The 25,459-nt window shown below is 66.9% G+C and carries 24 protein-coding genes; 6 read left to right on the top strand and 18 right to left on the bottom strand.

What is annotated here, in order from left to right:
- Positions 1-4: 4 nt before the first annotated feature.
- From WS51_RS02435 to WS51_RS02405, 7 genes are all read right to left on the bottom strand, one after another.
- Positions 5-1,423, bottom strand: coding sequence for a CheR family methyltransferase (locus WS51_RS02435; protein WP_059977718.1), 1,419 nt, complete (start codon positions 1,421-1,423; stop codon positions 5-7).
- A complete protein-coding gene (locus tag WS51_RS02430; protein ID WP_059503667.1) occupies positions 1,420-1,932 on the bottom strand; it encodes a chemotaxis protein CheW in 513 nt (170 codons plus the stop codon). The genes WS51_RS02435 and WS51_RS02430 overlap by 4 nt, the downstream gene beginning before the upstream one ends.
- Positions 1,929-3,605, bottom strand: coding sequence for a methyl-accepting chemotaxis protein (locus WS51_RS02425; RefSeq protein WP_059448764.1), 1,677 nt, complete (start codon positions 3,603-3,605; stop codon positions 1,929-1,931). The genes WS51_RS02430 and WS51_RS02425 overlap by 4 nt, the downstream gene beginning before the upstream one ends.
- Positions 3,606-3,728: 123 nt before the next feature.
- Positions 3,729-4,862 (bottom strand): hybrid sensor histidine kinase/response regulator, encoded by a 1,134-nt coding sequence (locus tag WS51_RS02420; RefSeq protein WP_069228545.1) that lies wholly within the window; start codon positions 4,860-4,862, stop codon positions 3,729-3,731.
- Between the two features lie 489 nt (positions 4,863-5,351).
- Positions 5,352-6,935, bottom strand: coding sequence for a Na+/H+ antiporter (locus WS51_RS02415; protein WP_059448766.1), 1,584 nt, complete (start codon positions 6,933-6,935; stop codon positions 5,352-5,354).
- A gap of 243 nt (positions 6,936-7,178) precedes the next feature.
- Positions 7,179-8,612 carry an aldehyde dehydrogenase family protein gene (locus WS51_RS02410; RefSeq protein WP_069228544.1) on the bottom strand — a complete coding sequence of 478 codons (1,434 nt, stop codon included), beginning with the start codon at positions 8,610-8,612 and terminating at the stop codon, positions 7,179-7,181.
- Positions 8,613-8,640: 28 nt separating this feature from the next.
- Positions 8,641-10,281 carry an acetolactate synthase large subunit gene (locus tag WS51_RS02405; protein ID WP_059503675.1) on the bottom strand — a complete coding sequence of 547 codons (1,641 nt, stop codon included), beginning with the start codon at positions 10,279-10,281 and terminating at the stop codon, positions 8,641-8,643.
- A 385-nt stretch (positions 10,282-10,666) separates the two neighbouring features.
- On the opposite strand from WS51_RS02405, the gene WS51_RS02400 reads away from it, so the two are divergent.
- Both WS51_RS02400 and WS51_RS02395 read left to right on the top strand, forming a co-directional pair.
- Entirely contained in the window at positions 10,667-10,984 is a 318-nt protein-coding gene (locus tag WS51_RS02400; RefSeq protein ID WP_330733240.1) for a type II toxin-antitoxin system RelE/ParE family toxin, read from the top strand.
- A gap of 2 nt (positions 10,985-10,986) precedes the next feature.
- A complete protein-coding gene (locus WS51_RS02395; protein ID WP_006750245.1) occupies positions 10,987-11,286 on the top strand; it encodes an addiction module antidote protein in 300 nt (99 codons plus the stop codon).
- Between the two features lie 17 nt (positions 11,287-11,303).
- Here WS51_RS02395 and aroE read toward each other — a convergent pair whose 3' ends face one another.
- From aroE to WS51_RS02370, 5 genes are read right to left on the bottom strand one after another with little or no spacing between them, the layout of a single operon-like run.
- Positions 11,304-12,137 carry a shikimate dehydrogenase gene (aroE, locus tag WS51_RS02390; protein WP_059503677.1) on the bottom strand — a complete coding sequence of 278 codons (834 nt, stop codon included), beginning with the start codon at positions 12,135-12,137 and terminating at the stop codon, positions 11,304-11,306.
- 7 nt (positions 12,138-12,144) lie between these two features.
- On the bottom strand, positions 12,145-13,356 hold the full coding sequence (locus WS51_RS02385; protein WP_060361628.1) for a CaiB/BaiF CoA transferase family protein: 1,212 nt from the start codon (positions 13,354-13,356) through the stop codon (positions 12,145-12,147).
- Positions 13,356-13,814 (bottom strand): MaoC family dehydratase, encoded by a 459-nt coding sequence (locus WS51_RS02380; protein ID WP_059504048.1) that lies wholly within the window; start codon positions 13,812-13,814, stop codon positions 13,356-13,358. The genes WS51_RS02385 and WS51_RS02380 overlap by 1 nt, the downstream gene beginning before the upstream one ends.
- Before the next feature lie 2 nt (positions 13,815-13,816).
- On the bottom strand, positions 13,817-14,209 hold the full coding sequence (locus WS51_RS02375; protein ID WP_059503681.1) for a VOC family protein: 393 nt from the start codon (positions 14,207-14,209) through the stop codon (positions 13,817-13,819).
- Positions 14,206-15,156: a ketopantoate reductase family protein gene (locus tag WS51_RS02370; protein WP_069228543.1), complete on the bottom strand. Its 951-nt coding sequence runs from the start codon at positions 15,154-15,156 to the stop codon at positions 14,206-14,208. The genes WS51_RS02375 and WS51_RS02370 overlap by 4 nt, the downstream gene beginning before the upstream one ends.
- A gap of 96 nt (positions 15,157-15,252) precedes the next feature.
- Between WS51_RS02370 and WS51_RS02365 the strand changes: the two genes are divergently transcribed.
- Complete coding sequence (locus WS51_RS02365) at positions 15,253-16,158, top strand: LysR family transcriptional regulator (RefSeq protein ID WP_059448774.1); 906 nt, start codon at positions 15,253-15,255, stop codon at positions 16,156-16,158.
- A 95-nt stretch (positions 16,159-16,253) separates the two neighbouring features.
- Here WS51_RS02365 and WS51_RS02360 read toward each other — a convergent pair whose 3' ends face one another.
- From WS51_RS02360 to andAc, 5 genes are all read right to left on the bottom strand, one after another.
- Positions 16,254-17,540, bottom strand: a complete 1,287-nt coding sequence (locus WS51_RS02360; RefSeq protein ID WP_059448775.1) for a DUF445 domain-containing protein — start codon at positions 17,538-17,540, stop codon at positions 16,254-16,256.
- 164 nt (positions 17,541-17,704) lie between these two features.
- On the bottom strand, positions 17,705-18,925 hold the full coding sequence (gene andAa / locus WS51_RS02355) for an anthranilate 1,2-dioxygenase system ferredoxin--NAD(+) reductase (protein ID WP_069228542.1): 1,221 nt from the start codon (positions 18,923-18,925) through the stop codon (positions 17,705-17,707).
- Positions 18,915-19,241, bottom strand: coding sequence for an anthranilate 1,2-dioxygenase ferredoxin subunit AndAb (gene andAb / locus WS51_RS02350; protein ID WP_039344765.1), 327 nt, complete (start codon positions 19,239-19,241; stop codon positions 18,915-18,917). Before andAb ends, andAa begins: the two co-directional genes overlap by 11 nt.
- Before the next feature lie 16 nt (positions 19,242-19,257).
- Entirely contained in the window at positions 19,258-19,743 is a 486-nt protein-coding gene (gene andAd / locus WS51_RS02345; protein WP_059466587.1) for an anthranilate 1,2-dioxygenase small subunit AndAd, read from the bottom strand.
- Positions 19,744-19,760: 17 nt separating this feature from the next.
- Positions 19,761-21,032: an anthranilate 1,2-dioxygenase large subunit AndAc gene (andAc, locus tag WS51_RS02340; RefSeq protein WP_059448779.1), complete on the bottom strand. Its 1,272-nt coding sequence runs from the start codon at positions 21,030-21,032 to the stop codon at positions 19,761-19,763.
- A gap of 212 nt (positions 21,033-21,244) precedes the next feature.
- Here andAc and andR point away from each other — a divergent pair, with 212 nt between their 5' ends.
- Positions 21,245-22,201: an anthranilate 1,2-dioxygenase regulatory protein AndR gene (gene andR, locus WS51_RS02335; RefSeq protein ID WP_059448780.1), complete on the top strand. Its 957-nt coding sequence runs from the start codon at positions 21,245-21,247 to the stop codon at positions 22,199-22,201.
- A 179-nt stretch (positions 22,202-22,380) separates the two neighbouring features.
- Here andR and WS51_RS02330 read toward each other — a convergent pair whose 3' ends face one another.
- On the bottom strand, positions 22,381-23,271 hold the full coding sequence (locus WS51_RS02330; protein ID WP_059793282.1) for a LysR family transcriptional regulator: 891 nt from the start codon (positions 23,269-23,271) through the stop codon (positions 22,381-22,383).
- Between the two features lie 91 nt (positions 23,272-23,362).
- Here WS51_RS02330 and WS51_RS02325 point away from each other — a divergent pair, with 91 nt between their 5' ends.
- Both WS51_RS02325 and catA read left to right on the top strand, forming a co-directional pair.
- Positions 23,363-24,496 (top strand): muconate/chloromuconate family cycloisomerase, encoded by a 1,134-nt coding sequence (locus WS51_RS02325; RefSeq protein ID WP_059798783.1) that lies wholly within the window; start codon positions 23,363-23,365, stop codon positions 24,494-24,496.
- A 36-nt stretch (positions 24,497-24,532) separates the two neighbouring features.
- On the top strand, positions 24,533-25,435 hold the full coding sequence (gene catA, locus WS51_RS02320; protein WP_059448783.1) for a catechol 1,2-dioxygenase: 903 nt from the start codon (positions 24,533-24,535) through the stop codon (positions 25,433-25,435).
- The last annotated feature ends 24 nt before the right edge of the window (positions 25,436-25,459 follow it).

The following is a 25,459-nucleotide window of genomic DNA, read 5'->3' as shown; positions in this document are numbered from 1 at the left end:
CTCGTTATCCGGCCGAGCGCCGCGCACGCTCGAGCAACCATCGCGCGCCGGCGCCATCGCCGCCGACGTCGAGCAAGGTCGCGAGATGCGTCAGCGCTTCATGGTGTGTCGGCCGCAGATACAGCGCCTTCCGGTAGAAATCGCCCGCTTCCGCGACGCGCCCGCGCGCATCGGCGATCAGCCCGTTCAGGTAGAACGCGTCCGCGTGCGGCCCGGCGTGCGCGGAGAACTGCGCGAGCACGCGCTCTGCCTCGTCGAATGCGCCCGCATTGGCCAGCGCCTGCGCTTCCTCGAGCGTCGGTGCGGCGCTGTCGGCGACCGGCGCGGCCTGCACGGGCATCTCGGCCAGGTTGGCCGCATGGGCCGGCGAGTCGCCACGCGAATCGGCCTGCGACTTGCGCGCCGTCGTGCGCTCGATCGCCGCCGTGAACGCGGCGCCCGACGGCGCGGCGTCGCTCCACGTCGGCGGTACGACGGCCAGCAGCGGGCGCGCCGCGGCCGGCGGTGCGACAGCAAAGCGCCCGGCGCGCCGGTACGGCGTGGTCGCGGGCATCGGTGCCGCATGACCGTCCGCCGCGGCGCCACCGCGCGCGGGATGAAACGCGAACGCCAGCGGCACGCGCGCCGAACGCATCCCGTGCCGCATCGCGACGCCCGTTTCGGCGGGGCCGACGAACAGCATCCCGTCATCGGCGAGCGAGCTTTCGAGCCATTCGACCACGCGGTCCTGCGCGTCGCGGTCGAAATAGATCAGCACGTTGCGGCAGAACACGAAATCGTAGCGAATGCCCGTGTCGGTGCCCGGTTCGACCAGGTTCGCCTGGCGAAACTGCACGCAGGCGCGCACGCGCTCGTCGAGCAGCCAGCCGTCGGCGACCGGCGTGAAGTAGCGGCCGCGGAACTCGGTCGCCGTACCGCGAAACGCATTGCGCCCATAGCAGCCGACCCGCGCCTGTTCGATCGCGCGCGCACTCAGGTCGATCGCGTCGATCGTGAAGCTGGCCGGATCGAGCCCGGCGTCGAGGAGCGCCATCGCCGCCGAATACGGCTCCTCGCCGGTCGAACACGGCGCGCTCAGCACGCGGATCACGCGCCCGGGCATCGCGGCGAGCCGCTCGGCCGCGAGCCGGGCGAGCGTCGCGAATGCCTCGCGATCGCGGAAGAACCACGTCTCGGGCACGACGAACAGTTCGATCAGCGCGCGCCGTTCGTCGGCCGATGCGTTGAGCTGCTGCCAGTAAGCATCGAGCGCTTCCGGCGTGACGGGCGGCCGCGCCGCCGACGGCAGCCGCTCGCCGTCGCCCTGCAGCGCGTGCACGCGCTCCGTCAGCGCGCGGCTCAGGAAATCGTTGCCGAGCGAATCGGGGTCGATGCCGGTCTCGCGCAGCAGCCACGCGCGAAATCGCGAATCGGACTCTTTCATGCGGACTCCCCTCCGTGGCCCGGCAGGCCGTCGAACAGATACTGGCGTGCAACGTCGTCGATCAGGTCGGCCACCGAGACTTGCTGCACGATCCCGTCGGACGTGTTGGCGACGCGCCCGAGCCAGCGCGTGCGCGCGGTCGATACGCCGCTCGCGCGGAACGCGGCGCGGTCGATCCGCAGCGTCTGCGTCGCGCGCTCGACGATCAGGCCGATCACGCGATCGCGCTCGAGCTGCCCGACGCGACAGCGAGCCATCACCAGCCGCGTCGAGCGCAGCGCATGCGCGCGCCGCCCGAGCGCCAGCATCGACACGTCGATCACCGGCACGGGCTGACCGCCGCGCATCAGCAGCCCGGCGATCCATTCGGGCGCACCGGGCACGACCTTGGTGGTGGCGAGCGGCAACACCTCGTCGATGTCGGCGGCGTCGAGCGCATAGCGCTCGCCGTCGAGCTCGAACATCAGGAACAGCGCGTGCGCGCCGCCGTTCGGTTCGGCGCGCGTCACGCGTCGACCTTGAAACGCGACACGCTGGTGCGCAGCTGGTTCGCGACGAGCGTCAGGTCGTCGATCGCCTGCGACGACTGGCGCAGCGATTCGGCCGTCTGCTGCGCGGCCTCGGACAGCTGCGAAAGCGCCTGGGTGATCTGCTCGGCGCCGTTCGCCTGGGTCTGCATCCCTTCGTTGACCATCTGGAAGCGCGGCGCAAGCGTCTGCACCTCGGCGATGATCTGCGACAGCTGCCCGCCGACCTGCTGCACGTCGAGCATCCCGCGGCGCACTTCCTCGGAGAACTTGTCCATTCCCATCACGCCCGCCGACACCGCCGACTGGATCTCCTTCACCGTCTGCTCGATGTCGTACGTCGCCACCGCCGTCTGGTCGGCCAGGCGCCGGATCTCGGTCGCGACGACCGCGAAGCCGCGGCCGTACTCGCCGGCCTTCTCGGCCTCGATCGCCGCGTTCAGCGACAGCAGGTTGGTCTGATCGGCCACCTTGGTGATCGTCGCGACGACCTGGTTGATGTTCAGCGCCTTCTCGTTGAGGATCGCGAGCTTCGCGTTCACCGAACCGGCCGCGTCCATCACGCTGCGCATCGTCTCGCCCATCCGCGTGAGGCCGCTCTGGCTCACGCCCGCGAGCGTCGCCGACTGCTCGGCCACGCCGGCCACCTCGTTCATCGTGCGCAGCAGGTCGCGCGAGGTCGCGAAGATCTCGCGCGAGGTCGCGCCGATTTCGGTCGTCGTCGCCGCGGTTTCGTTGGCGGTCGCCTGCTGCTCGCGCGAGGTCGCCGCGATTTCGGCGACCGACGTCGTCACCTGCAGCGACGACTGCTGCGCACGCGCGACCAGCTCGGTCAGCTCGTCGGCCATCCGGTTGAAGCCCGTCTCGAGCGTGCCGAACTCGTCGCGGCGACGCAGGTCGAGGCGGCGCGTCAGGTTGCCGGTGCGCATCACGTCGTGCACCTCGACGAGCCGCGCCATCGGCACGGTGACCGCGCGGAACAGCCCGTAGCCGAGCGCGAGCGCGGAGAACAGGACGATGCCCAGCGCGGCGGCGAGCACGATCTCGGTATCCTGCACGGACTCGCGGATCAGCTTCGCGGACTGGTCGGCGAACTTGCGGTTCTCCTGCACCAGCGTGTTCGCGCCGCGCACGACCTCGGCCCACGCCGGCTGCACCTTCGCGTAGGCGGCGACGGCCTCTTCACGCGACACGCGATGCCTTTGCACGGCATCGTTCAACAGCGGCAGGTAGCGATCGAACGACGCGCGAAAGGCGGCAAAGCGCTGACGGTCGTCGTCCCGGAACGTCGTGTTCTGATAGTCGATCGACAGCGACTCGACGTCCTTCACGGCATCGCCGATCTTCGCGAGATCGCGCTGTACGGCCTCCGGGTCGGCATCGACGAAGGTCGCCTGCTGCAGCATCGTGAACGATTCGTTGACCGCCCCGCGCAGCGACGCCGCGAGATAAACGCCCGGCAGCGAATCGCGTTCGATGCTGACGGCTTCGGTGTTGATCGCGCGCAGGCGCTCGTAGGACACGCCGGCCATCACCAGCATCAGCACGAACAGCACGCCGAAGCTGAACAGGATACGGTTGCCGAGCGTCAGCCGGGCGGTGCCGATCGTCGGGTGCAGGCTTTCATTGGTCGCGCGGGGCGTCACGGTGGCCATGTTCGTTGTGGGCTTTCTAAAATCAGCGTTGAAAAAAACCGCGCCCGCTCGCGCGCCGAACGGCGCGCCACGAGCGCATCGGGGTCTGCGGGCAGCGCGGCGCCGGCCGGCCGCGCCGCGAAATCATCGCTCCGCTTGCGCCGGCAGCCGAAGCGCGACCATGAAGCCGCGCGCCGTATTGCGCATCAGGATCTGGCCGCGATGCCGCGCGGCCGTCGCGCGGACGAACGCAAGACCGAGGCCGAAGCCGCCGCGCGCCGCGCCATGCGCGGATTCGAGCCGCACGAACGACTCGGTCGCGGCCGTGCGCTGCTCGGGCGCGATGCCGGGGCCCGCGTCCTCGACGCCGATCAGCCACGCGTCGTCGTCCTCGCTCAGCGTGCAGTGCACGTCCGTGCCGGCCGGGCCGTACTTCAGCGCGTTGTCGATCAAATTCGCGACCGCGCGCGTGAGCATCATGCGGTCGCCCATCGTCACGCACTCGGCATCGGGCACGTGGGCAACGACCCGGCTGCCGAATCCGGCCGCCTTCTCCCACAGCTGGTCGACGGCGTCGAGCACGATTTCGTTGAGACTCAGGACCTCGTGCGCGCGGCGTTCCGACTGCGCGCGGGTCAGGTGGATGAAGCCGTCGGCGAGCGCGAGCGCGCGCCGTGCGTGGCCGGCAATGCGCTCCATGATCGGCGGCATGTCGCCGTGCTCGCTGCGGTAGACCTCGAGCAGCGCGAGGATCGACGTCTGCGGCGAACGCATGTCGTGCGACAGGAAATCCAGCGCTTCGTCGCGCTGGCGCGACATCAGGTACGAATTCGAGTGATAGCGGATGCGCGCGGTCAGCTCCATCGCGTCCGGGAGCTTCACGAGGTAGTCGTTCGCGCCGGCGATGAACGCCTCGCGCTTGACGATCGGCTCTTCCTTCGCCGACAGCACGATGATCGGCACGCGTGCGGTGTCGGTGTCCGCGCGCCACGCGCGAACGAGATCGAGGCCGTCGATTTCAGGCATCACGAGATCCTGCAGGATGACCGTCGGCTTCACGTCGCGCGCGACCGCCATCGCCCGATGCGCGTCGGTGCACACATGCAGGTCGATATCGTGCTCGCTGCGCAGCGCACGGCGGATCACCTCGCCGACGAACGGCTGATCGTCGACGAGCAGAACCGATAGCCCCGATTCGAGACAATCCGGCGCATTATCACCGCTGGATTCTTTCATAAATACCGTTTCAAACGCCAAATCTCCAATTGATTCTTTCATAGGAGTTGTTTATCCGACTTGGACGCCATCTTAAATCCGGCGGGAGAGAAATCCGCCTATGGTTGCCGATCTGGCCTGTCGGCATTGCCTCGCGGGGATCCGAACGCCGATTTCACCCCGACGACGGTCGTATTACCTCCGCGCGCTTTCTCTCAATAAAGATAACCGGCTGATTCTAAATGAAATTAGAACACAGCATCTATCTCCTTCCGGTTTAGTTTTGCCAAATATGGTGAAAGAGCGGGATTCAGATAAATCAGATCATTTCCGGACGCGAAAGACGATAACGTTTGCGCGGCCGGCACCGCGAGGTTTGCATGCGCTGCAAGGCCGTCGTCTCGAACGTATTGGGGCCGGATTCCAATGCGAGGGAATCGGGAGATCGGAGGGAGGAAAATCGCGCGTCGCGACCGGATCGGCGCGACGCGCGAGCGCATGGCACCGCGCGATTGGCGCGACCGCGCTTTCGCGGCGCGCCCGCGCGGGCGCTTACCCGCGTGCGTGCTGCGCGGACACTTCCTGCAGATCGAGATCGCGCTCGAGCATGTGCAGCATCTCGTCGTGGATGCGGCCAGAACGATGCAGGCGCAACAATTCCGCACGCCCGGCCTTGATCGCGGCCAGCACGACGTCGTAGTGCGCGGTGCGCACCTCCGCCGGATAGGCCGGCTCGTTCTTCGTGCGCTCGGTCAGTTCCGCGCGATACGTGTATTGCTCAAGCAGGCGCGGATGAATCACCTTGCCGCTGTCGTCGCGCACCAGCGGCTGGATCGCCGCGAGTTGCGCAGCCTCGATATGCGCCCACGCCTGCGGCTCGGTCAGATGATGCGCGGCGCGCTCCTCGCGCTGGGGCAGGCGCAGCAGCCGGATCAGCGGCCCGATGGTCGTGCCCTGCATGAGCACGGTGACGAGGATCACCGCGAACGACGCCACCAGGATCACGTCGCGGCCCGGCATCGCCTCCGGCAACGACAGCGCGATCGCCAGCGTCACGACGCCGCGCATCCCGGCCCAGCTCATGATCGTCGCGGCTTTCCAGTCCGGGGCGGCACCCCGCCGGATGATCCCGCGCACGGGCACCTTCAGCGCCTCGACCGCATAGATCCAGACGAAGCGCGACACGACCACCGCCACCAGCACCGCGAGCACCGGCGGGACCATCGTCGCGAGCACCTGCTCGAAACCGCCGAGCCGGTGGATCGCGCCGCGCAGCGACAGCCCGATCAGCACGAACACCAGCGCTTCGAGCAGGAACACGATGACCTGCCAGAACGCGGTGCCGCGCGTGCGCACGGCGGCCGAGAACACCTCGTGCTGATGCCAGCCGACGATCATGCCCGCCGTGACCGTCGCGATCACGCCCGACACCTCGACCATCTCGCCCGCGATGTATGCGATCCAGCCGGCGATCACCGCGACGGTGATCGTCAGATAGTCGTCATCGAGCAGCTTCAGGAACCACACGACGAGCTTTCCGACCACGAAGCCGACCACGACACCGCCGAGCCCGAGTTCGGCAAAGCGCACGACCGCGTGCTCGAGACTGAACGCACCCGTCAGCGCGGCGGCGACCGCGAAGCGGAACAGCACCAGGCCGGCCGCGTCGTTCAACAGGCTTTCCCCTTCGAGCAGCACCATCAGCCGGCGCGGCAGCGCGACGCGTTCGAGCACCGCTTTCGCGGCCACCGCGTCGGGCGGCGACACGATCGCGCCGAGCGCGAAGCACGCGGCCCACGGCAGCGACGGCACGACCCAGTGCACGGCGAAACCGACCGCGAACGTCGTAAACACCACTGCGCCGATCGCGAGCATCAGGATGCCGCCGACGTTGTGCTTGAACTCCTCCCATACCGAGAAATACGCGCCGTCCATCAGCAACGGCGGCAGGAACACGAGCAGCACGAGTTCCGGATCGAGATTGATCGGCGGCAGGCCGGGAATGAACGCGATGCCGATGCCGCCGATCAGCAGCGCGGCCGCGGGCGGCAATCGCAACCGCTTGGCGATGCATTCGAGCGCGACGATCGCGAGGAATGACAACAGAACCAGCTTGAATGCCGAGACGGGGGACATGAATCGACCTCGTGAAGAATGAATGCGCACGCCAGCCGGTGTCGTACCCCGGTTGGCCGATTCGCGCGATTACATCACGATGCGATGCGTGCAGTCGAGTGCGTTCGGAAAGCGCGGCACGCGATGCCGCCACGATGGCGCACCGCGCGGCCAGCGCCGCGCCCACCGGCGTGCGCCGAAACGAAAACGGCACGCGGGCCGGCGTGCTCGCCAACCCGCGTGCCGTGTGCCGCGCCCTTCGCGCTAGCGGCGCCGCACGACCATCAGGCGCGGCTCGGTCATGTCCTCGATCGCGTAACGGATCCCTTCGCGGCCGAGCCCCGAATCCTTCACGCCGCCATACGGCATGTTGTCGACGCGAAACGACGGCACGTCGTTGATCACGACGCCGCCCACCTCCAGTTCGTCCCACGCGCGCTGCGCATGCGCGAGCGAATCGGTGAACACGCCGGCCTGCAGCCCGAAGTCGCTGTCGTTGACGCGCGCGAGCGCATCGTCGAAACGCTCGAACTTCTCGAGGATCGCGACCGGACCGAATGCCTCCTTGCGGTACAGGTCCTGGTCGCGACCGACATTTTCCAGCAGCGTCGCCTCGAACATCGCGCCGCCGACCTTGCCGCCCGCGACGATCTTCGCCCCCGCCGCAACGGCCGCGTCCATCCAGCCCGCCAGCCGACGCGATTCGGATTCGGAGATCATCGGGCCGACGAACGTCGACGGATCCTTCGGATCGCCCATCTTCAGCGAACGCGTCTTCGCGATCAGCTTGTCGCGCAGCGCGTCGTACAGGTCCGCATGCACGAGGATCCGCTGCACGCCGATACAGCTCTGGCCCGACTGGTAATACGCGCCGAACGCGAGACGTTCGACCACGTAGTCGAGCTGCTCGCGCTGGTCCGCATCGACGATCGCCGCCGCGTTGCCGCCGAGCTCCAGCACGACCTTCTTCTTGCCCGCCTTCTCCTTCAGCGCCCAGCCCACGGCCGGCGAGCCCGTGAACGACAGCAGCTTGAAGCGCTCGTCGGTCGTGAACAGGTCCGCGCCGTCGCGATGCGCGGGCAGCACCGAGAACGCGCCCTTGGGGAGGTCCGTTTCGGCGAGCACCTCGCCGATGATCAGCGCGCCGATCGGCGTGCGGCTCGCGGGTTTCAGCACGAACGGGCAGCCTGCGGCCAGCGCGGGCGCGACCTTGTGCGCGGCCAGGTTCAGCGGGAAATTGAATGGCGAGATGAACGAGCACGGGCCGATCGGCACGCGCCGCGTATAGCCGGTGTAGCCTTGCGCGCGTGCCGAGATCTCGAGGTTGATTACCTCGCCGTCGATGCGCACCGACTCCTCGGAAGCGACGCGAAACGTATCGATCAGCCGCGTCACTTCGCCCTTCGAATCGTTGATCGGCTTGCCCGCCTCGATGCAGAGCGCCTCGGCCAGCTCGTCGAAACGCTCGCGAAAGCGCGCGACACAGTGGTCGAGCACCGCCTGACGCTTGTAGGCCGGCAACTCGCGCATCGGCTTCGCGGCGCCGACCGCCGCGCCGATGGCCGCATCGATCGCCTTCGCGTCGGCCAGCGCGACGCGCGTGGCGACCTTGCCGCTGAACTTGTCGGTCACTTCGAGGTCGGTGTTCGCGTAGACAGCCTCGTTGGCCAGATAGTACGGATAGGTATCCTTCAACATGGAATGCTCCTTCCGGTGAACTGCGGATTCAGAGTTGCGCCGACAGGCGCTTGATTTCGCGGTTGAGCACGCGCTCGTTGTCCGAATAGTCGATCGGCACGTCGATCACGTGCACGCCGGGCGTCGCGAAGCAGTCGCGCAGCAGCGGTTCGAGAGCATCGGCCGCCTCGACGCGATGCCCGTGCGCACCGTAGCTCTGCGCATATGACACGAAATCGGGATTCTTCAGCGTCATCGCGAAATCGGGGAAGTTCATGTTCTCCTGCTTCCAGCGGATCATCCCGAACGCGTCGTCGCGCAGGATCATCACGACGATGTCGAGCTTGAGCCGCACGGCGGTTTCGAGTTCTTGCGAATTCATCATGAAGCCGCCGTCGCCGCATACGGCGATCACCTTGCGCTGCGGATGCACGATCTTCGTCGCGATCGCGGACGGCAAGCCCGCGCCCATCGACGCGAGCGCGTTGTCCAGCAGCAGCGAATTCGGCTCGTGCGCGCGCCAGTAGCGCGCGAACCAGATCTTGTACATCCCGTTGTCGAGGCAGACGATCCCGTCGGTCGGCAGCGCGTTGTACAGATCGTTCACAATCCGCACCGGGTACATCGGGAAGCGCGGGTCGTGCTGCCCTTTCTGCAGGTGCGCGTCGAAATGCTCCTTGATCATCGCGAAGCGCGCGAAATCCCAGTGCGGCTGCGGCGCGATCGCCTCCTTCATCTGCCACACCGCGTTCGCGATGTCGCCGACCACCTCGATCTGCGGAAAGTAGACGGGATCGACCTGCGCGCCGAGGAAGTTCACGTGGATCACGGTCTTGTCGTCCGTGCGCATGAAGAACGGCGGCTTCTCGATCACGTCGTGGCCGACGTTGATGATGCAGTCCGCATGCTCGATCGCGCGGTGCACGAAGTCGCCGTCGGACAGCGTCGCGTTGCCGAGCCACAGCGGATGCGTTTCGTCGATCACGCCCTTGCCCATCTGCGTCGTGAAGAACGGGATGCCCGTCTTGTCGACGAATTCGAGCAGCATCTTGCAGGTCGTCTTGCGATTGCCGCCCGCGCCGATCATCAGCAACGGGTGGCGCGCGGCCTGGATCGCGTCGACCGCGTGCGCGACGGCCTTCTCCTCGGCCACCGGCCGCCGGCTGTAGCTGCGCGGAATCGGCTTGCCGTCGCCCTCCTCGTGCGCGATGTCCTCCGGGAGCTCGAGATGCGCGGCGCCCGGGCGCTCCTCCTCCGCGCGACGAAACGCCTCGCGCACCGCCGACGGAATGTTGCCGATCGACACGATCTGCCGCGTGAACTTCGTGAGCGGCTGCATCATGCCGACGACGTCGACGATCTGGAAGTGGCCCTGCTTGCTGGATTTGATCGGCTTCTGCCCGGTGATCATCAGCATCGGCATGCCGCCGAGCTGCGCATACGCGGCAGCCGTCACGAAGTTGGTCGCGCCCGGCCCGAGCGTCGCGAGACACACGCCGGTGCGGCCCGTCAGGCGGCCGTAGGTGGCGGCCATGAACCCGGCCGCCTGCTCGTGCCGGGTCAGCACGAGCTTGATCCTGGATCGCCGCAGCGATTCGAGCAGATCGAGGTTTTCCTCGCCGGGAATGCCGAACACGTACTCGACGCCCTCGGCTTCCAGCGCCTTCACGAACAGATCCGATGCTTTCATGGGGGACTCTCGGTTGATGCCGCCTGCCCGGCTTACGGACGCGCGGCGTTCAGAACGCGCGCCGGCCTACGGCACGCGGACGCTTTACCTACTGGACACTGACCACGGCACTGCCCGCCGCGCAACGCGCGGCGGCGCCTCCCTGTGCAGGAGGGCGAACGGATCCGCCCGCGCGCGGCAAGCACGCACGGGCGGCAAGGACGTTTTTGATTGTAGACGGATTCGCGGAAATCCGACTTCGGCCGAATGGCCGGGTGCGGCCGCGCGAAAGCATCGGCCTGACGGCCAATTCGACGTCAAACGGCGCGCGCGGCCCTATCGTTGGGGGCAACCAGATTCCATTCACCCAATCCATCTGTGAACCATGGTTGACACATTGCCATTCATGCCCTACAGTGCGCCTACATTCAGTATCCGGACCACCGACGTCTTCGATGCATGGTTTGCCGGCCTGCAGGATCGCGTCGCGCGGCGGCGCATCCAGGCACGCATCGATCGTCTGTCGATGGGCAACCCGGGCGACTGGAAATCCGCCGGCTCGCCCGTCGTCGAAATGCGTGTCGACCACGGCCCCGGCTATCGCGTCTATTACGTCAGACGCGGAACGATTTGGGTGATCCTGCTCTGCGGCGGCGACAAGTCGACGCAACAGGCGGACATCCGCGCCGCGCACGCGATGCTCGAGCGGCTCGACCTGGAGTGATCATGGACAAGATCAAGACCCGGCCGTGGGATTCGGCCGAACACCTGAAGACCGACGACGACATGGCCGACTACTTCGAGGCCTGTCTGCAGGAAGCCGGCGACGATCCGGCCTTCATCGCGCATGCGCTCGGCGTGATCGCCCGTGCGCGCGGCATGTCGCAGGTCGCGCGCGACGCGGGCCTGTCGCGCGAAGGGCTGTACAAGGCGCTGTCGCACGACGGCAATCCGAGTTTCGGCACGATCCTGAAGGTGATCAAGGCACTCGGCCTCCAACTGCACGGCGCGAAGGCGCATGCGTGATTCAGCGGCGCACGCGTTCAGTCGAGAGGAACGGTAAGCTGATCGATCACGGCGCTGGTCGGCGGACGCACGCCGCGCCACCACGCGAACGCTTCGGCTGCCTGCTCGACCAGCATGCCCACGCCGTCCGCCACGCCGAGTACGCCCGCATTGCTCGCCAGCCGCAGGAACGGCGTCAGTCGCTTGCCGTACGCGAGCTCGTAGGCCGTGCCCTTCGGGCTGAAGACGCCGGGCGGCACGGGCGGCAGATCGCCCGTCAGGCTCGCCGACGTGGCATTGACCACCAGATCGAAACGTCCCATGCGCTCGAGATCGGCGTAGCCGCAGGCGACGAGTGCACCGCGCCCGGCGACCTGGGCCGCCAGCGCCCGTCCTTTGGCGACGTCGCGGTTCGCGATGACCATTTCAGCCGGTCCCGCCTCGAGGAACGGCAGCAATGCGCCGCGCGCCGCGCCGCCGGCACCGAGCATCAGCACGCGCTTGCCGGCCAGCGACAGGCGAAGATTGACCTCGATGTCGCGAACGAGCCCGATGCCGTCGAAATTGTCGGCCAGAATGCGCCCGTCCTCGAATTTCAGTGCATTGGCGGCGCCGGCGAGCGTTGCGCGCTCGCTGCATTCGTCGGCCATCGCAAAAGCCTTGAGCTTGAACGGTGCGGTCACGTTCATGCCCTTGCCGCCCGCGGCGGCGAACGCCCGCACCACGTCGGCAAAGGCCTCCTGCGGCTCGACCGGCCCCTCGATTGCCGTATAGCGCAAGTCCTGCCGCGTCTCTTCGGCAAAGAGGCCGTGGATCAGCGGGGATTTCGTGTGTCCGATCGGGTTGCCGATCACCGCGTAATGGTCAGTCATCGTGGGCTCACCTGGAAAAAAGAACGCCATCGGTCTGCATCGCGTCGATCTCGGCCGGGTCGTAGCCCAGCGAGCGCGCCACCTCGGCGTTGTGCTGCCCGAGGTCGGGCGCGACGTCGCGAATCGTCGTGTCGCAATCGGAGAAACGGAACGGCAGGTTGGGCAGGCGCAGCGTGCCGTAGCGCGGGTGCTGCTGCTCGACCACCATGCCGCGTGCGTGAATCTGCGGGTCGGCCAGCACCTCGTCGATGCGTTGCACCTTGGCGCACGGGACGTCGATGTCGTCCAGCAATGCCAGGATCGACGCGACGGAGCGCGCGGCCACCCAAGGCTCGACGATCGACAGGATCTCCGTGCGATGCGCGTTGCGGCCGACGCTGTCGTGGAATCGCGCGTCGGCGCCGAAACCCGCCGGGCCGCCATGCGCTTCGATCAGGTTTGCGAAGCGTTTCCACGCATCGTCGACTTGTGCCGCGATCACGAGATCGCCGTCCGCGGCGCGGAACACGCCATACAGCGTCGAAGTCGGCATGTCGTGGCCCGTCTGCTCGGGCAGCGCACCTTGCAGTGTGTAGCACTGCACCGCGTACTCGTGCATCGACACCAGCGTGTCGTACAGCGCCATGTCGATGTGCTGACCGCGTCCGCTCTTCACACGTCCGAGCAACGCGGCGTTGATCGCGGCTACCGCGTGAATGCCGGTGTACATGTCGCCCAGCGAAATGCGCAGCAACGGCGGGCGCTCGCCGGGCGTGCCGACCATCTGCATGATCCCGCTTTTGGCTTCGGCAATCAGTCCGAAGCCGGCACGGTGCGCGTCCGGCCCCGTATGGCCATAGGCCGAAATCGAGCAATATACGAGGCCCGGATTGCGTGCCGACAACGCTGCGTAGCCGAGCCCCAGCTTGTCCAGCGCGCCGGGCCGGTAGTTCTCGACGAATACGTCCGCCGAGTCGCACAGGCGCTGCATGAATGCCTTGCCGCGCGGGTCCTTCATGTTGACGCTCACGCCGCGCTTGCCCATGTTGAGCTGCAGGAAATAGCCGCTTTGCTGGTCGTCGAGCACGGTGGCGTGCTGGCGCCCGGCGTCGCCGCTGCCCGGGCGCTCGACCTTGATGACTTCGGCGCCGAGCGCCGCCAGGCATCGCCCCACGTACGGACCGGCGAGGAAATGGCTGTAGTCGACGACGCGAATACCTTCGAGAGGACGGGCCTGCATCAGAACGCTCCCGGCCGGCGCGGCACCATCAGGCGATGCTCGCCGCGTTGGACCACCTGGCCATCCTGATTGATCAGCTCGGACGGCAGCACGACGATGCCCCAGCCCGGGCGACTCTTGCTGGTTCGCATGGAGCCGACGCGAAACTTCACGTGCAGCACGTCGTCGACCTTGATCGGCAGCAGGAAATCCCAGCTCCAGCCCAGCGACATGCCGGGCAGGAAGCGGTAGTCGCTCTGCGTCTTGAGGCCGTCCGCGATCGACAGCCCGAACAGGCCGTGCGCTACGATGCAGCCGAAGTGGCTCGCGTTTGCGTAGTCCTCGTCAACATGCACGGGCGTATGGTCGCCGGTGAGGTCGGCGTACGCGAGGATGCGCGCCTTGGTCACTTTGTATTGCGGGCTGACGCACTCGTCGCCTTCGCGCGCATCGTCCCAGTATTTTTCGATGATCGTCATCTTCATGCCTCCGCGCGTGGGTCGATCGCCAGCGCCTGCGCGACGCAGGAGGCCGGCCTCGCCTGGATGAATTCGACGGCAAGGCCGTCCGGCAGGCGCAGCCAGTTGCGCCCCTGCGGCATTTCGGTCACGCCGAAGCGCCGTGCCGAGGCCAGTGCAGCCTCCATGTCTTCGCACATCACGCCAAGGTGGGCGAGCCGGCCTTCGGGTCCGTCATGGTCCGGGGCGTGGATGAACTGCAGGCCGCCGAGCGTCCAGTACTGCCGCGGCGCGTCGAGCTCGCCGTCCACTTCACGCATGGTCATGCCGAACACGTCTTCGAAAAAACGGATGTGCCACCGGATGTCCTTCACCCAGATCGCGACATGCTCCAGATAGGCTTTCGGCGCGTTCATCGGGCTGCCTCGCCGTGCTTGCGGTCGGCCATCGCGCGTTCGATTCCCTTGATACAGGCGACGAGCGTCGCGTTCACCGGCGTCGGCACGCCGTACCGCTGGCCCCAGCGCACGACCGAACCGTTGATGTAGTCGATCTCGGTGATCGAGCCCTTCTCCAGACTTTGCAGCATCGACGTCTTGAACGCCGCGGGCAGCCCCTCGGCGGCGAGCGTCCACGCCTGCTCGGGGTCCGTCATCGACAGCCTGACGCCGGCCGCCTGCGCGGCCGCGATCGCCTCGGCCACGGCCGCAAGCGATGTGGCCTTCAGCACGGGCTCGTCGTAAAGCTGTCCGTAGGTCAGCCCGGTGACGCCGGTGAGTGCGCCCGTCGCGACATTGACCAGCAGCTTGTCCCACATCGTGCCGATGATGTTGTCGCTGACGGTCGTGCCGAGGCCGGCCGTGTTGAATGCGTCCGCGATCGCCTGCACGCGCTGCGTGATGCGTCCGTCGAGTTCGCCGATATAGGTCAGCTTGCCGCGCACGCCGGACTCGATGTGCCCTGCGCCGCGAAGCACGCCGCCGACGTAGGTCTTGCCCGCGAGCACGCGTTCGCGGCCGACCACGTCGGCAAGGATGTCCTCGTGGCCCAGGCCGTTTTGTAGCGACAGCACCAGCGTATCGGGGCCGACCAGTTCCGGCGCACCGCGCATCGCCGCTTCGGTGTGGAACGATTTCACCAGCACGATCACCAGATCGGCGGCGCCGACTTCGGCGGCTTGCGTCGTCGCATGGACGCGGACATGCCGCGAGCCGTCAGCATCGTCGACCCGAAGGCCATCGCGGCGCATCGCATCGACATGTGCCGCAGAGCGGTCGATCAACCAGGTCTCGTGGCCGCCTTCGGTGAGCGTGGCGCCAATCGCGCAGCCCAGCGCGCCGGCACCCAGAATCGCAATCTTCACTGGCTTCTCCTTGATGTATGGCTGCACGATAGGAGTTGCCGCTCATACTGGCAATTCAATGAGTACAATGGCGTCATTGCCCCAGACAATAACCCGATGACGCCGCCCGACCTGCCCGATTTGAAGCTGCTTCAGCTCTTCGATCTGCTGTACGAGATCCGCAGCGTGACGCGCGTGGCCGAACAGCTCGGGCAAAGCCAGCCGACGGTCAGCATCTGGCTCGGTCATTTGCGGGAATACCTGCACGATCCGTTGTTCGTTCGAACGCCCGGCGGCATGGCGCCGACGCCGCAGGCCGATGCGCTGATCGGGCCGTGCCGGGAAATCCTCGAATCGCTGCGGCGCTTCACCGCCTGGGAGATCGCGTTCGATCCGGCCACGGCCCAGCGGCGGTTTCGCATCTGCATGACCGACGCGAGCCACATCACGCTGCTTCCACGGCTACTCGCCCATGTCCGCGCGCAGGCGCCCGGCGTAAGGCTGGAAGCCGCACGGATCGACGGCAACACCGAGCGCGCGCTCGAATCGGGCGAGGCCGATCTCGCCATCGGCTATGTACCGTGGCTCGGCGGCGGCATTTATCAGCAGAAGCTGTACGACCAGGACTGGGTATGCCTGGCCAACCGGCATCATCCGCGGATCCGCGGTCGTCTTGGGGGAAAGCAGTATCGTTCGGAGGGCCATGTCGCCATCACGGCGGGAACGGGCGCCCAGCTGCTCGAGCAGGCGCTGCGGCAGGCGCGCATCGAGCGTGACGTGGTGCTGGAGTTGCCGGGCTTTCTCGGTTTGGGTGCGATCATCCAGAGCACCGACCTGATCACGACGCTGCCGCGTCATATCGGCGAGACGCTGGCTCACGCCAGTGACCTCGCGGTACATGCATGTCCGATCCCGGTCGAAGGATTTGCCGTACGGCAGCATTGGCATGCGCGATATCACCACGAGGCGGGCAATCGCTGGCTGCGCGGCCTCGTGATTCAGTTGTTCGGGGCTTCGCGCTGACGGGCGACCGCTGGCGCCCGGACCGAACCGAGCGCGACGGGCTCACGTCGAAAGACCGGCTTCTCTTGAAGATCGGGCGACCGATCGAAGCTTCATCAATGCAACCACCCCGCCGCCCAGCGCGGCGCCAGCGACACCAGATACAGCCCGAGCCCGATCAGCCCGCCGACCAGCGTGCCGTTGATGCGGATGTATTGCAGGTCCTTCCCGATGTTCAACTCGATCTGCCGCGACATCTCGCGCGCATCCCAGTTGCGCACCGTATCGCGGATATGACGCATCAGGAAGTCCGCGAAATCCGGTGCCATTTCGTGCACGGCCTTCTCGATGTGCTCGTTCAGCGACGCGCGCAACGCCGGGCTCTGCGCGAGCCGCGCGCCGAGCCAGCCGCCGAGCGTCGCGGCCTGCCGGTGCAGCGTCGAATCGGAACGCGCGAGATCGGCCTTCAGCCATGCGCGCAACTGGCCCCACAGATCGCGCACGTAGTCGTTGAACGCGTCGCCGTCGCGGATGTAGCGCTTGATCTCGTCGCCCTTCGCGATGAACGCGGGGTCATGCTTCAGCCGCTCGGTGAGCCGCACGACCGTGCGGTCGAAGCGTTGCCGCAACTCGTGCTCCGGATCGGCCGCCACGCCTTCGAGCACGCGGCTCACCGCGTTCGCCAGCATGCGCGCGCCGTTCTCGCCGAACCACTGCGTCGGCATGATCTTCTCGACCTTCGGGTATTGCGTCTTCAGCCATTCGACGATGAAGCCCGCGATCACCTCGCGGTTCTCTTCCTTGTCGAGCACGTCGACCACCTGCTCGATCGCGTCGTCGAGCAACGCCTGATGGCGACCGTCCTTCGTCAGCGTGTCGAGGATCGCGCCCATCGATTGCGACAGGTCGACCCGGTCGATCACCGCACGGAACGCGTCGTGGACGAACGACTGGATCCGCGCGTCGTCGGTCATGTCGAGCGCGAAGCTCATCAGCTTCGTCACATAGCCGCCGAGCGCGTCGGTATTCGCCGGCTCGCCCAGCCATCCGCCGAGTTTGCGCGCGGGATCGTGCTGGCGAATCTGCGCGACGAGTGCGTCGGGCCCGAGAAATTTCTCGCGCACGAACACCGCGAGGTTGTCGGCGATCTTGTCCTTGTTCTTCGGGATGATTTCAGTGTGGCGCGACACGAACGGGATCGGCACGCGGCGGAACAGCGCGACGACCGCGAACCAGTCGGCGAGCGCGCCGACCATCGCGGCTTCGGCGACCGCCTTGAAACCATCGACCCACGGGCCGCGCGGCAGCAGGATCGTCGTGACGAATACCGCGACCGCGGCCAACAGCAGCCATAGCGCGCGGCGCTTGCTGCGTTTCAGTTCGAGGGCTTTGTCTGGCGTCATGGGCGACCGGTGAAACGGCAATGCCGTTAATATGCACCGATCGTCGGCCCGCGACAAACCCATACGCGTCGCGCGAGCCGGAGAGGCCGTGCGGAACAGGGTTCATTCCGCGTTTCCGCTACCCGACGCGAACACGGCCGCGCCGGCCGCGTTCGCGCACTGCATCAGAGAAACGTCTTCAGGTTCACCGCCGGATCGGCGAGCTTCGCCGGATCGGGCACGGCGCCTGCCGCGATCAAGCGCCGCGATGCACCGATGTCGCGGCCAAGATTCGCCGCGGCCACCGCCGCGATCTTCCCGTCGTCGTCGAGCCCGAACACCGTGAACGGCCCGCTCGCGGGATCGCCACGGACGACGATCGTGCGCTCGCCGCCGAACAGCCCGAGCATCTGCAGGTTGCAGTCGTACTGATCGGACCACAGCCACGGCAGCTCGGCATAGGTTTCGTCCGCACCCAGCAGGTTCGCCGCCGCGACCGCCGGCTGATTCTCCGCGACCTGCCACGACTCGATCCGCACGTGGCGCCCGAGCAGCGGATTGAAGTGCATCGTCACCTCGCCCGCCGCGAAGATCGCGCGATCGTCCGTCCGGCATCCGGCGTCGACACGGATGCCGTTGTCGACCTCCAGGCCGGCTGCCTGCGCGAGTTCGACATTGGGCACGACACCGATGCCGACCACGACGACATCGGCCGGCACGTCGCCGCGATCGGTCTCGACGATCGCGCCGCCGCCCGGCGCGCGGCGAATCGCGCGCGGCAGTGTCGCCATCCGGAAGATCACGCCGCGCCCATCGTGCAGTTGCCGCGCATACGCGCCGACGACTTCCGGCAATGCACGCTGCAGCAAGCGCGCAGCCGGGTCGATCACCGTCACGTCGCAACCGAGCTGGCGTGCCGCGGCCGCCACTTCGAGGCCGATGAAGCCGCCGCCGAGCACCGCCACGCGACGCCCGGGCGCGAGCTGCGCGCGCAACGCGCGCGCGTCGGCAACGGTGCGCACGTAATGCGGGACGACGCCTTCGTCGACCGGCCCGCCGAACGTTCGCACACGCGAACCCGTCGCGAGCACGAGCCCGGCGTACGGCAACGTCGCGCCGTCGTCGAGCCGAACGCGCTGCGCGTCGCGCTCGATCGCATCGACGCGCGTGCCGAGCCGCAGCTCGATGCGCTGCGCGTCGTACCAGGCCGCGTCGCGAATGAACGCACGCTGCTCGCCGCCGTCGCCCAGCAGCGCGTCCTTCGACAGCGCGGGCCGGTCGTACGGCAGCTCGCGTTCGGCGCCGATCATCACGATGCGTGCATCGGCGTCGAGCGCGCGCAGCGCCTCGGCCGTGCGCCGCGCCGCATGGCCGGCGCCGACGATCACGAACGGGTCAGCCGACATTGACTTCCACCTGCCCGTCGACGATCCGGATCGGATAAGTCCGTACCGGCTCGGTGATCGGCGCGCATTTCGGCGCCCCGGTGCGAATGTCGATCAGCCCCTGGTGAAGCGGGCATTCGACGCAGCCGTCTTCCACATAGCCTTCGGACAGCCGCGCGTGACCATGCGAACAGAGGTCGTGCATCGCGAACAGTTCGTCGCCGATCCGGAACACCGCGATCGGCTTCTGGCCGGCGACGCGCGCCGCCGGTTCGTCTTCGGAGAATTCGTCGAATGCGCCCAGCGGATGCCATTCGGCGAGCGTTGCTTCGGTCATGTCGTTTCCTCGGCTGTCAGATCGGGGTGGCGAGCAGCGTCTGCACGCGCGACGTGTCGTAGATCACGCGCTTGGTCTTGTAGCGCAGCCCGTCGGGCGTGCGCACGACCGTGTCGTAGTACTTGCCGGCCTGATACACGTTCGATTCGCCGTTGCTGCGCGTCTGTACGACCACGTAGTTGCTCTCGGTGTCGATCTCGCCGTCGCGCTCCGCGACGATCGTGAGGCCCGACGTCATGTGCCGGTACGTGTGCTCTTCATAGATGTTCGCGTGCCGCAGCGACACCACGCGGTCGCGCAGCATGCGCTGGTTCGTACAGTGGACGATCCCGACCGGCAGCCCGAGATCGGCGTTCTCCTTCGGCACGATCTCGTACGTGCAGTCCTCGGTGAACATTTCCGGCCAGTGTTCGAGCCGGTCGTTGTCGAGATGGCCGATGTAGCGGTTCTGGAGCATGTAAATCTCGAACCACGTCTTCATGTCTTCCGTCAGGTTTTCCATCGTTCCGCGCTCCCGCTTCAATAGCCCATCAGCTTCTGGTACCCGACCCAGAACTTGCGGATCAGGCTTTCGGTGATCACCGTGTCCTGCTGGTCCGGGTTGCCGCGCGACATCTCGATCACCGACGTCGCGTCGGCGTCGCGCACCGTGCCGCGTTGCACCAGTTCGGTCGCCTCGGTGTCTTCCATCGAGATGTAGCCGGCCGGCCCGACCAGGTTCGCCTGCTTGATGCGCAGCGCGCGCAGCTCGGGCGTGTCGTCCGCGTAACCGAAGAAGTGGAAGATCAGCTCGAAGTTGTCCGGACCTTTCGGCAGGATCTGGCGCGCGACCAGCGTGTTGTGGATCTGCTGGATCACGAGCTGCGGGAAGATCGGCTGGATATGGTTCGTGCAATCCTCGTCGTATTCCGACACGAGATCGAGGATCGATTCGTCTTCCAGATGAAAGCCCTCGTCGAACGAGCGGATGTTCTGCTGCTTGTACGCGGCCGACGTGTCGTCGCCCGTCTTCGTCACCGTGATGATGCTGTGCAGCCCGTGGTTCGCATCCGGAATCGACCGCGCCTTCATTCCGACGCGGAAGATGTTGAAGGTCGTATGGAACAGGTGCAGCATGCTCGCGTGATACGGATCCTTCACGTTCTCCATGTACAGCTTCCAGTTCGACTTCGAATACTGGCGCGTGCAGCCGAGATACTCGATCGGCTTGTGGAAGATCCGGTCGATCCACGGACGCATCTGCTCGCCGAGATAGTCGGGCAGCGGTGCCACGTCATCGCTGAAGGTCGCGAACACGAGCCCGCGATAGCTGTCGACGCGCAGCTTGCGCAGCCCGTGCTGCTTCGGGTCGAAGTCGGCGGGCATCCCCGTCATGCCCTTCTGGCCGCGCCGGAACGGCACGCCGAGCAAGTTGCCCTGGTTGTCGAAGCTCCACTGGTGGTAGACGCACGTGTGCGAGCTCGCGTTGCCGCGCGACTTGCGGCACACCTGCGCGCCGCGGTGCGCGCAGCGGTTCACCCATGCGGACAGCGTGCCGTCCTCGGTGCGCGTGACGACGACCGGCGTGTCGCCGACGAACGTGCTCTTGAAGTCGCCCGCGTTCGGGATTTCCGCTTCCAGCGCGACGAAGTTCCACGTCGGCCCGCGGAAGATGCGTTCCTGCTCGCGATCGTAGACGGCGCGCGAGCTGAACACCTTGTACGGCACGCGCGAGCCGTCGTCGTGCGGAAAGCGCACATCGGACGCGTCGTCGCGCGCGGCGAATACGACGGGCGATTCTGTCTGCTCCATGTCGGACTCCTTCTGGTTCCGTTTCGTTGATTGCATGGAGCCGATTTTTGAAAAGCTAATATTCGGCGTCTATCCGGAAAGTGCGATTGCGGCGGTGCAATATCCACTTTCGGCGGATTTCTGCGCTAGCATGGCGACACACGCGACCCGCGCACGATCGCGACCCAATCGTCGGATCGAAGCGCCCGTTGTTCATACCAAGGCCGATGCCCATGTCCCCAACGTCGTTCGAGCCGCTCGCGCTGCGTGCGCACAGGCTGTTCGAATCCCGCGATCTCGACGAGACGCGCGAGCGGATCTCGCGCGTGATGCAGCCGCACGCGCTGCTGCCGAGCGGCCGCGTGCGGGGCGCGTCGCATATGGATTTCGTGCGGCTCGGCGGGCTCGGCATCGGCACCATCGCGTTCGGCGACGCGATGCGCGTGCAGGTCGATGCCGTCGACGGTTATTACCTGCTGATGTTCTGCCTGTCCGGGCAGGCGGAAGTGCACGCGATGGGGCGCCGGCTCGGCGTCGACGGGCAGACCGGCGTGCTGTGCGCGCCCGGCGAGCGCTTCGACGCGGTGCTGTCCGCCGATTGCGAGCAGTTCGTGCTGCGCATCGATGCCGCGACCGTCGGTTCGCTGACCGGCGACCCGCGCGCGATGCTCGATCCCGTGCTGCACATCAGCGATGCCGCGCTGGCCGCGTGGCGCCAGCAGCTGATGCTCGTCGCCCGCTCGCCGGAACTGCTCGAACGGGCGAACGCGAACCCGCGCGTTGCATCGCAGCTCGAGCATCTGTTGATCGATTTGCTGATCGAAGGCCACCCGCCATCGGTGCCGAGCGCGCGGCAAGATCCCGTGCCGGGCTTCGTGCGGCGCGCGCAGGAGTTCGTGAACGCGCACTACGCGCAACCGCTGCAACTCGCCGATATCGTCCAGGCTGCCAACGTGCCGGAGCGGACGCTGCGCGATGCCTTTCTGCAGTTTCGCGGGATGAGTCCGATGCAATACCTGCGCGCGACGCGGCTCGAGCATGCACGGGAGTTGCTGCGCGCGTCGGTGTCCGAACGACGGATCGCCGATATCGCGCTCGATTGCGGATTCACGCACCTCGGGCGGTTCGCGATCGCGTATCGGGAGAAGTTCGGCGAATCGCCATCGGAGACGCTCGACGGGAAGCGGTAGGCGGTACGCCGGTGCTGGCTTGCCGCGTGGCGGATTACCGGCCGGTTCGGCTTTCCTTTCTTGCCCCTCCTCTGTCCGCACCAGCGACGGATGACATCTGCATCGCGACACCCGTTTCGCATTCGATCGGGCACGCCGGACGCGACCGTTAGTTGCAATCGATACGAAAACGACCGTCCCTAGGCCGCCGGCACGATCATCTCGCGCGCGATCGCGCAGAACGCGGTCGTCGCGGCGCTTTCGCCGTGCCGCCGGCGGCTCATGATGATCGGCGACGTCGCCGTGGGCTCCGGCAGCCGCCGATAGACCACGCCCTTCACGCGCACGGCTTCCACGCTTTCCGGCACCAGCGACACGCCCACCTGCGCGGCGACGAGCCCGAGCGCCGTCTGCAGTTCGCGCACCTCGTGCACGGCGGCCGGCACCAGCGCGCCGTCGCGCAACGCGGACAGTTGCTGGTCCGCGAAGCTCGGCCGCGGCGTGCTCGGATAGACGATCAACGTCTCGTTCGCGATGTCCGCGAGCGTCAGCGGCCGCTCCGGATCGGCGAGCGGATGCCCGAGCGGCAGCGCCGCGATCAGCTTTTCCTCGATCAGCGCCTCGCGCACGAGCTGGTCGTCGTCGAAGCGCAGGCGGCCGAATCCGACGTCGATCCGCCCGCCCTTCAGTGCGCCCAGCTGCTCGAGCGTAAACATTTCGATCAGCGACAGCTCGACGCCCGGATGCGCGTCGCGAAACGCGCGGATCACGTCCGGCAGCGCGCCGTAGAGCGTCGACGGCACGAAGCCGATCACGATCCGCTCCGACAACTGCGCGAGCCGGCGCGTCAGCGGCCCGAGCTCGTCGGCCTGCTCGACCACGCGCTTCGCCTGCGCATAGAACACGCGGCCCGCATCGGTCAGTTTCAGCGGGCGCGCACCACGCTCGAACAGCGGCAACCCGACCTCCTCCTCGATTGCCTGGAGCTGGCGGCTCAGCGGCGGCTGCGTCATGTGCAGCCGCTCGGCCGCCCGCGTGATGTTCATTTCCTCGGCGACGGCCATGAAGTACCTGAGCTGGCGCAATTCCATTTCATGCCTCGAAGGTATGGAAGTAGTCGGAAAGAGTGTTGGACGACGCCGGGCGGAAATTCCTACCATGTGCACCAACAGGAGGAATCGCATGATAGCAACTGCCGCCACCATCGAACGCATCGACACGCTGCTCGTCGACGTGCCGACGATCAGGCCCCACAAACTGTCGGTCGCCACGATGAATTGCCAGACCCTCGTGCTGGTCCGCGTTCGATGCACGGACGGTATCGAAGGCGTCGGCGAGGCGACCACGATCGGCGGCCTCGCGTATGGCGAGGAAAGCCCCGAGAGCATCAAGGTCAACATCGACACCTACTTCGCGCCGCTGCTGCAGGGCATGGACGCGACGCGCCCGGGCGCCGCGATGGCGCGGGCGCGCAAGCTGTTCCAGGGCAACCGGTTCGCCAAGTGCGCGATCGAGACCGCGCTGTTCGACGCGCAGGCGCGCCGCCTCGGCGTGCCGCTGTCCGAGCTGTTCGGCGGCCGCACCGTCGATGCGGTCGATGTCGCGTGGACGCTCGCGAGCGGCGACACGCAGCGCGATATCGCGGAAGCCGAGGCGATGCTCGATGCGCGCCGCCATCGCGCATTCAAGCTGAAGATCGGTTCGAACGCGGTCGACGACGACGTCGCGCATGTCATCGCGATCAAGCGCGCGCTCGGCGAGCGCGGCGACGTGCGCGTCGACGTGAACCAGGCGTGGACCGAAACCGACGCGATCCGTGCCGGCGCTCGGCTCGCGGAGGCCGGCGTGAGCCTCGTCGAACAGCCGATTGCCGCGACCAACCGCGCAGGCTTGAAGCGGCTCACGCAGCTCGCGCACATTCCGATCATGGCCGACGAAGCGCTGCACGGCCCTGTCGATGCATTCGCGCTCGCGCAGGACCGCGCGGCCGACGTGTTCGCCGTGAAGATCGCGCAATCGGGCGGCCTGCTCGGTGCGGCGAGCGTCGCATCGATCGCGTCGGCCGCCGGCATCGACCTGTACGGCGGCACGATGCTCGAAGGCGCGGCCGGCACGATGGCGTCCGCGCAACTGTTCAGCACGTTCGGTTCGCTGAAATGGGGCACCGAGCTGTTCGGCCCGCTGCTGCTCACCGAGGAAATCCTCGTCGAGCCGCTGCGTTACCAGGATTTCAAGCTGCACCTGCCGGCGACGCCCGGCCTCGGCATCACCTTCGACTGGGCGCGCATCGAACGGATGCGACGCAACGCCCGCTGATCCCGCATGACACGACAACCGAAACCGGAGACACAGATGAACAAGCAAGCCATCGACGCCCTGCTGAAAACCTTCGACGATGCCGCGGAAAAGCCCGGCAACCCGCGCGTGCGCGCGATCGTCAACCGGATCGTGAGGGACATCTGCTACACGATCGAGGACTTCGACGTGCAGCCGAGCGAATTCTGGACCGCGCTCAACTACCTGAACGAAGCCGGCCGTGAATTCGGGCTGATCGCCGCGGGCCTGGGCCTCGAGCGCTTCCTCGACGTGCGGATGGACGAGGCCGAGGAAAAGGCCGGCTTCCACGGCGGCACGCCGCGCACGATCGAGGGGCCGCTGTATGTCGCGGGCGCGCCGGAATCGGTCGGCCATGCGCGCCTCGACGACGGCACCGATCCGGGCCAGACGCTGGTCATGCGCGGCCGCGTGCTCGGTCCGGACGGCACGCCGATCGCGAATGCGCTCGTCGAGGTATGGCACGCCAATCATCTGGGCAACTATTCGTACTTCGATCAATCGCAGCCGGCGTTCAACCTGCGCCGCTCGATCCGCACCGATGCCGAGGGCCGCTACAGTTTCCGCAGCGTGCTGCCGGTCGGCTACAGCGTGCCGCCGGGCAGCAAGACCGAGCAACTGCTCGACCAGCTTGGCCGCCACGGCCATCGCCCGGCGCACATCCACTTCTTCGTTTCGGCGGACGGATATCGTAAGCTGACGACGCAGATCAACATCGAAGGCGATCCGCACATCTGGGACGACTTCGCATTCGCGACCCGCGAAGGGCTGATCCCGAAGATCAAGCAGGCCGAGGGCGCGGAAGGCAAGCCGTATGGCGTCGACGGGCAGTTCGCGCTGATCGACTTCGATTTCTCGCTGCTCAAGGACAAGCAGGACGTGCCGGCGAGCGAAGTCCAGCGGGCGCGTGCACAGGCCTGAGCGGCCGTCCCCGTCCCGTTCGAC

The organism is Burkholderia territorii (genome assembly GCF_001718335.1).
GTDB lineage: Bacteria > Pseudomonadota > Gammaproteobacteria > Burkholderiales > Burkholderiaceae > Burkholderia > Burkholderia territorii.
This window is presented reverse-complemented; position numbering and strand designations above follow the sequence as displayed.

What these genes read in the sequence shown, in the direction of transcription:
- andAb (WP_039344765.1), bottom strand. Translation starts at nt 19,241, where the DNA reads ATGACCGAAGCAACGCTCGCCGAATGGCATCCGCTGGGCGCATTCGAC.
- WS51_RS02405 (WP_059503675.1), bottom strand. Translation starts at nt 10,281, where the DNA reads ATGAAAGCATCGGATCTGTTCGTGAAGGCGCTGGAAGCCGAGGGCGTC.
- WS51_RS02380 (WP_059504048.1), bottom strand. Translation starts at nt 13,814, where the DNA reads ATGACGATCATCGAAAAATACTGGGACGATGCGCGCGAAGGCGACGAG.
- andAd (WP_059466587.1), bottom strand. Translation starts at nt 19,743, where the DNA reads ATGGAAAACCTGACGGAAGACATGAAGACGTGGTTCGAGATTTACATG.
- WS51_RS02330 (WP_059793282.1), bottom strand. Translation starts at nt 23,271, where the DNA reads ATGGAATTGCGCCAGCTCAGGTACTTCATGGCCGTCGCCGAGGAAATG.
- WS51_RS02385 (WP_060361628.1), bottom strand. Translation starts at nt 13,356, where the DNA reads ATGCAGGCCCGTCCTCTCGAAGGTATTCGCGTCGTCGACTACAGCCAT.
- WS51_RS02400 (WP_330733240.1), top strand. Translation starts at nt 10,667, where the DNA reads ATGCCCTACAGTGCGCCTACATTCAGTATCCGGACCACCGACGTCTTC.
- WS51_RS02395 (WP_006750245.1), top strand. Translation starts at nt 10,987, where the DNA reads ATGGACAAGATCAAGACCCGGCCGTGGGATTCGGCCGAACACCTGAAG.
- WS51_RS02425 (WP_059448764.1), bottom strand. Translation starts at nt 3,605, where the DNA reads ATGGCCACCGTGACGCCCCGCGCGACCAATGAAAGCCTGCACCCGACG.
- WS51_RS02435 (WP_059977718.1), bottom strand. Translation starts at nt 1,423, where the DNA reads ATGAAAGAGTCCGATTCGCGATTTCGCGCGTGGCTGCTGCGCGAGACC.
- andAa (WP_069228542.1), bottom strand. Translation starts at nt 18,925, where the DNA reads ATGTCGGCTGACCCGTTCGTGATCGTCGGCGCCGGCCATGCGGCGCGG.
- WS51_RS02325 (WP_059798783.1), top strand. Translation starts at nt 23,363, where the DNA reads ATGATAGCAACTGCCGCCACCATCGAACGCATCGACACGCTGCTCGTC.
- WS51_RS02375 (WP_059503681.1), bottom strand. Translation starts at nt 14,209, where the DNA reads ATGAACGCGCCGAAAGCCTATCTGGAGCATGTCGCGATCTGGGTGAAG.
- WS51_RS02360 (WP_059448775.1), bottom strand. Translation starts at nt 17,540, where the DNA reads ATGACGCCAGACAAAGCCCTCGAACTGAAACGCAGCAAGCGCCGCGCG.
- WS51_RS02415 (WP_059448766.1), bottom strand. Translation starts at nt 6,935, where the DNA reads ATGTCCCCCGTCTCGGCATTCAAGCTGGTTCTGTTGTCATTCCTCGCG.
- WS51_RS02410 (WP_069228544.1), bottom strand. Translation starts at nt 8,612, where the DNA reads ATGTTGAAGGATACCTATCCGTACTATCTGGCCAACGAGGCTGTCTAC.
- catA (WP_059448783.1), top strand. Translation starts at nt 24,533, where the DNA reads ATGAACAAGCAAGCCATCGACGCCCTGCTGAAAACCTTCGACGATGCC.
- andR (WP_059448780.1), top strand. Translation starts at nt 21,245, where the DNA reads ATGTCCCCAACGTCGTTCGAGCCGCTCGCGCTGCGTGCGCACAGGCTG.
- WS51_RS02420 (WP_069228545.1), bottom strand. Translation starts at nt 4,862, where the DNA reads ATGAAAGAATCAATTGGAGATTTGGCGTTTGAAACGGTATTTATGAAA.
- WS51_RS02365 (WP_059448774.1), top strand. Translation starts at nt 15,253, where the DNA reads ATGACGCCGCCCGACCTGCCCGATTTGAAGCTGCTTCAGCTCTTCGAT.
- aroE (WP_059503677.1), bottom strand. Translation starts at nt 12,137, where the DNA reads ATGACTGACCATTACGCGGTGATCGGCAACCCGATCGGACACACGAAA.
- andAc (WP_059448779.1), bottom strand. Translation starts at nt 21,032, where the DNA reads ATGGAGCAGACAGAATCGCCCGTCGTATTCGCCGCGCGCGACGACGCG.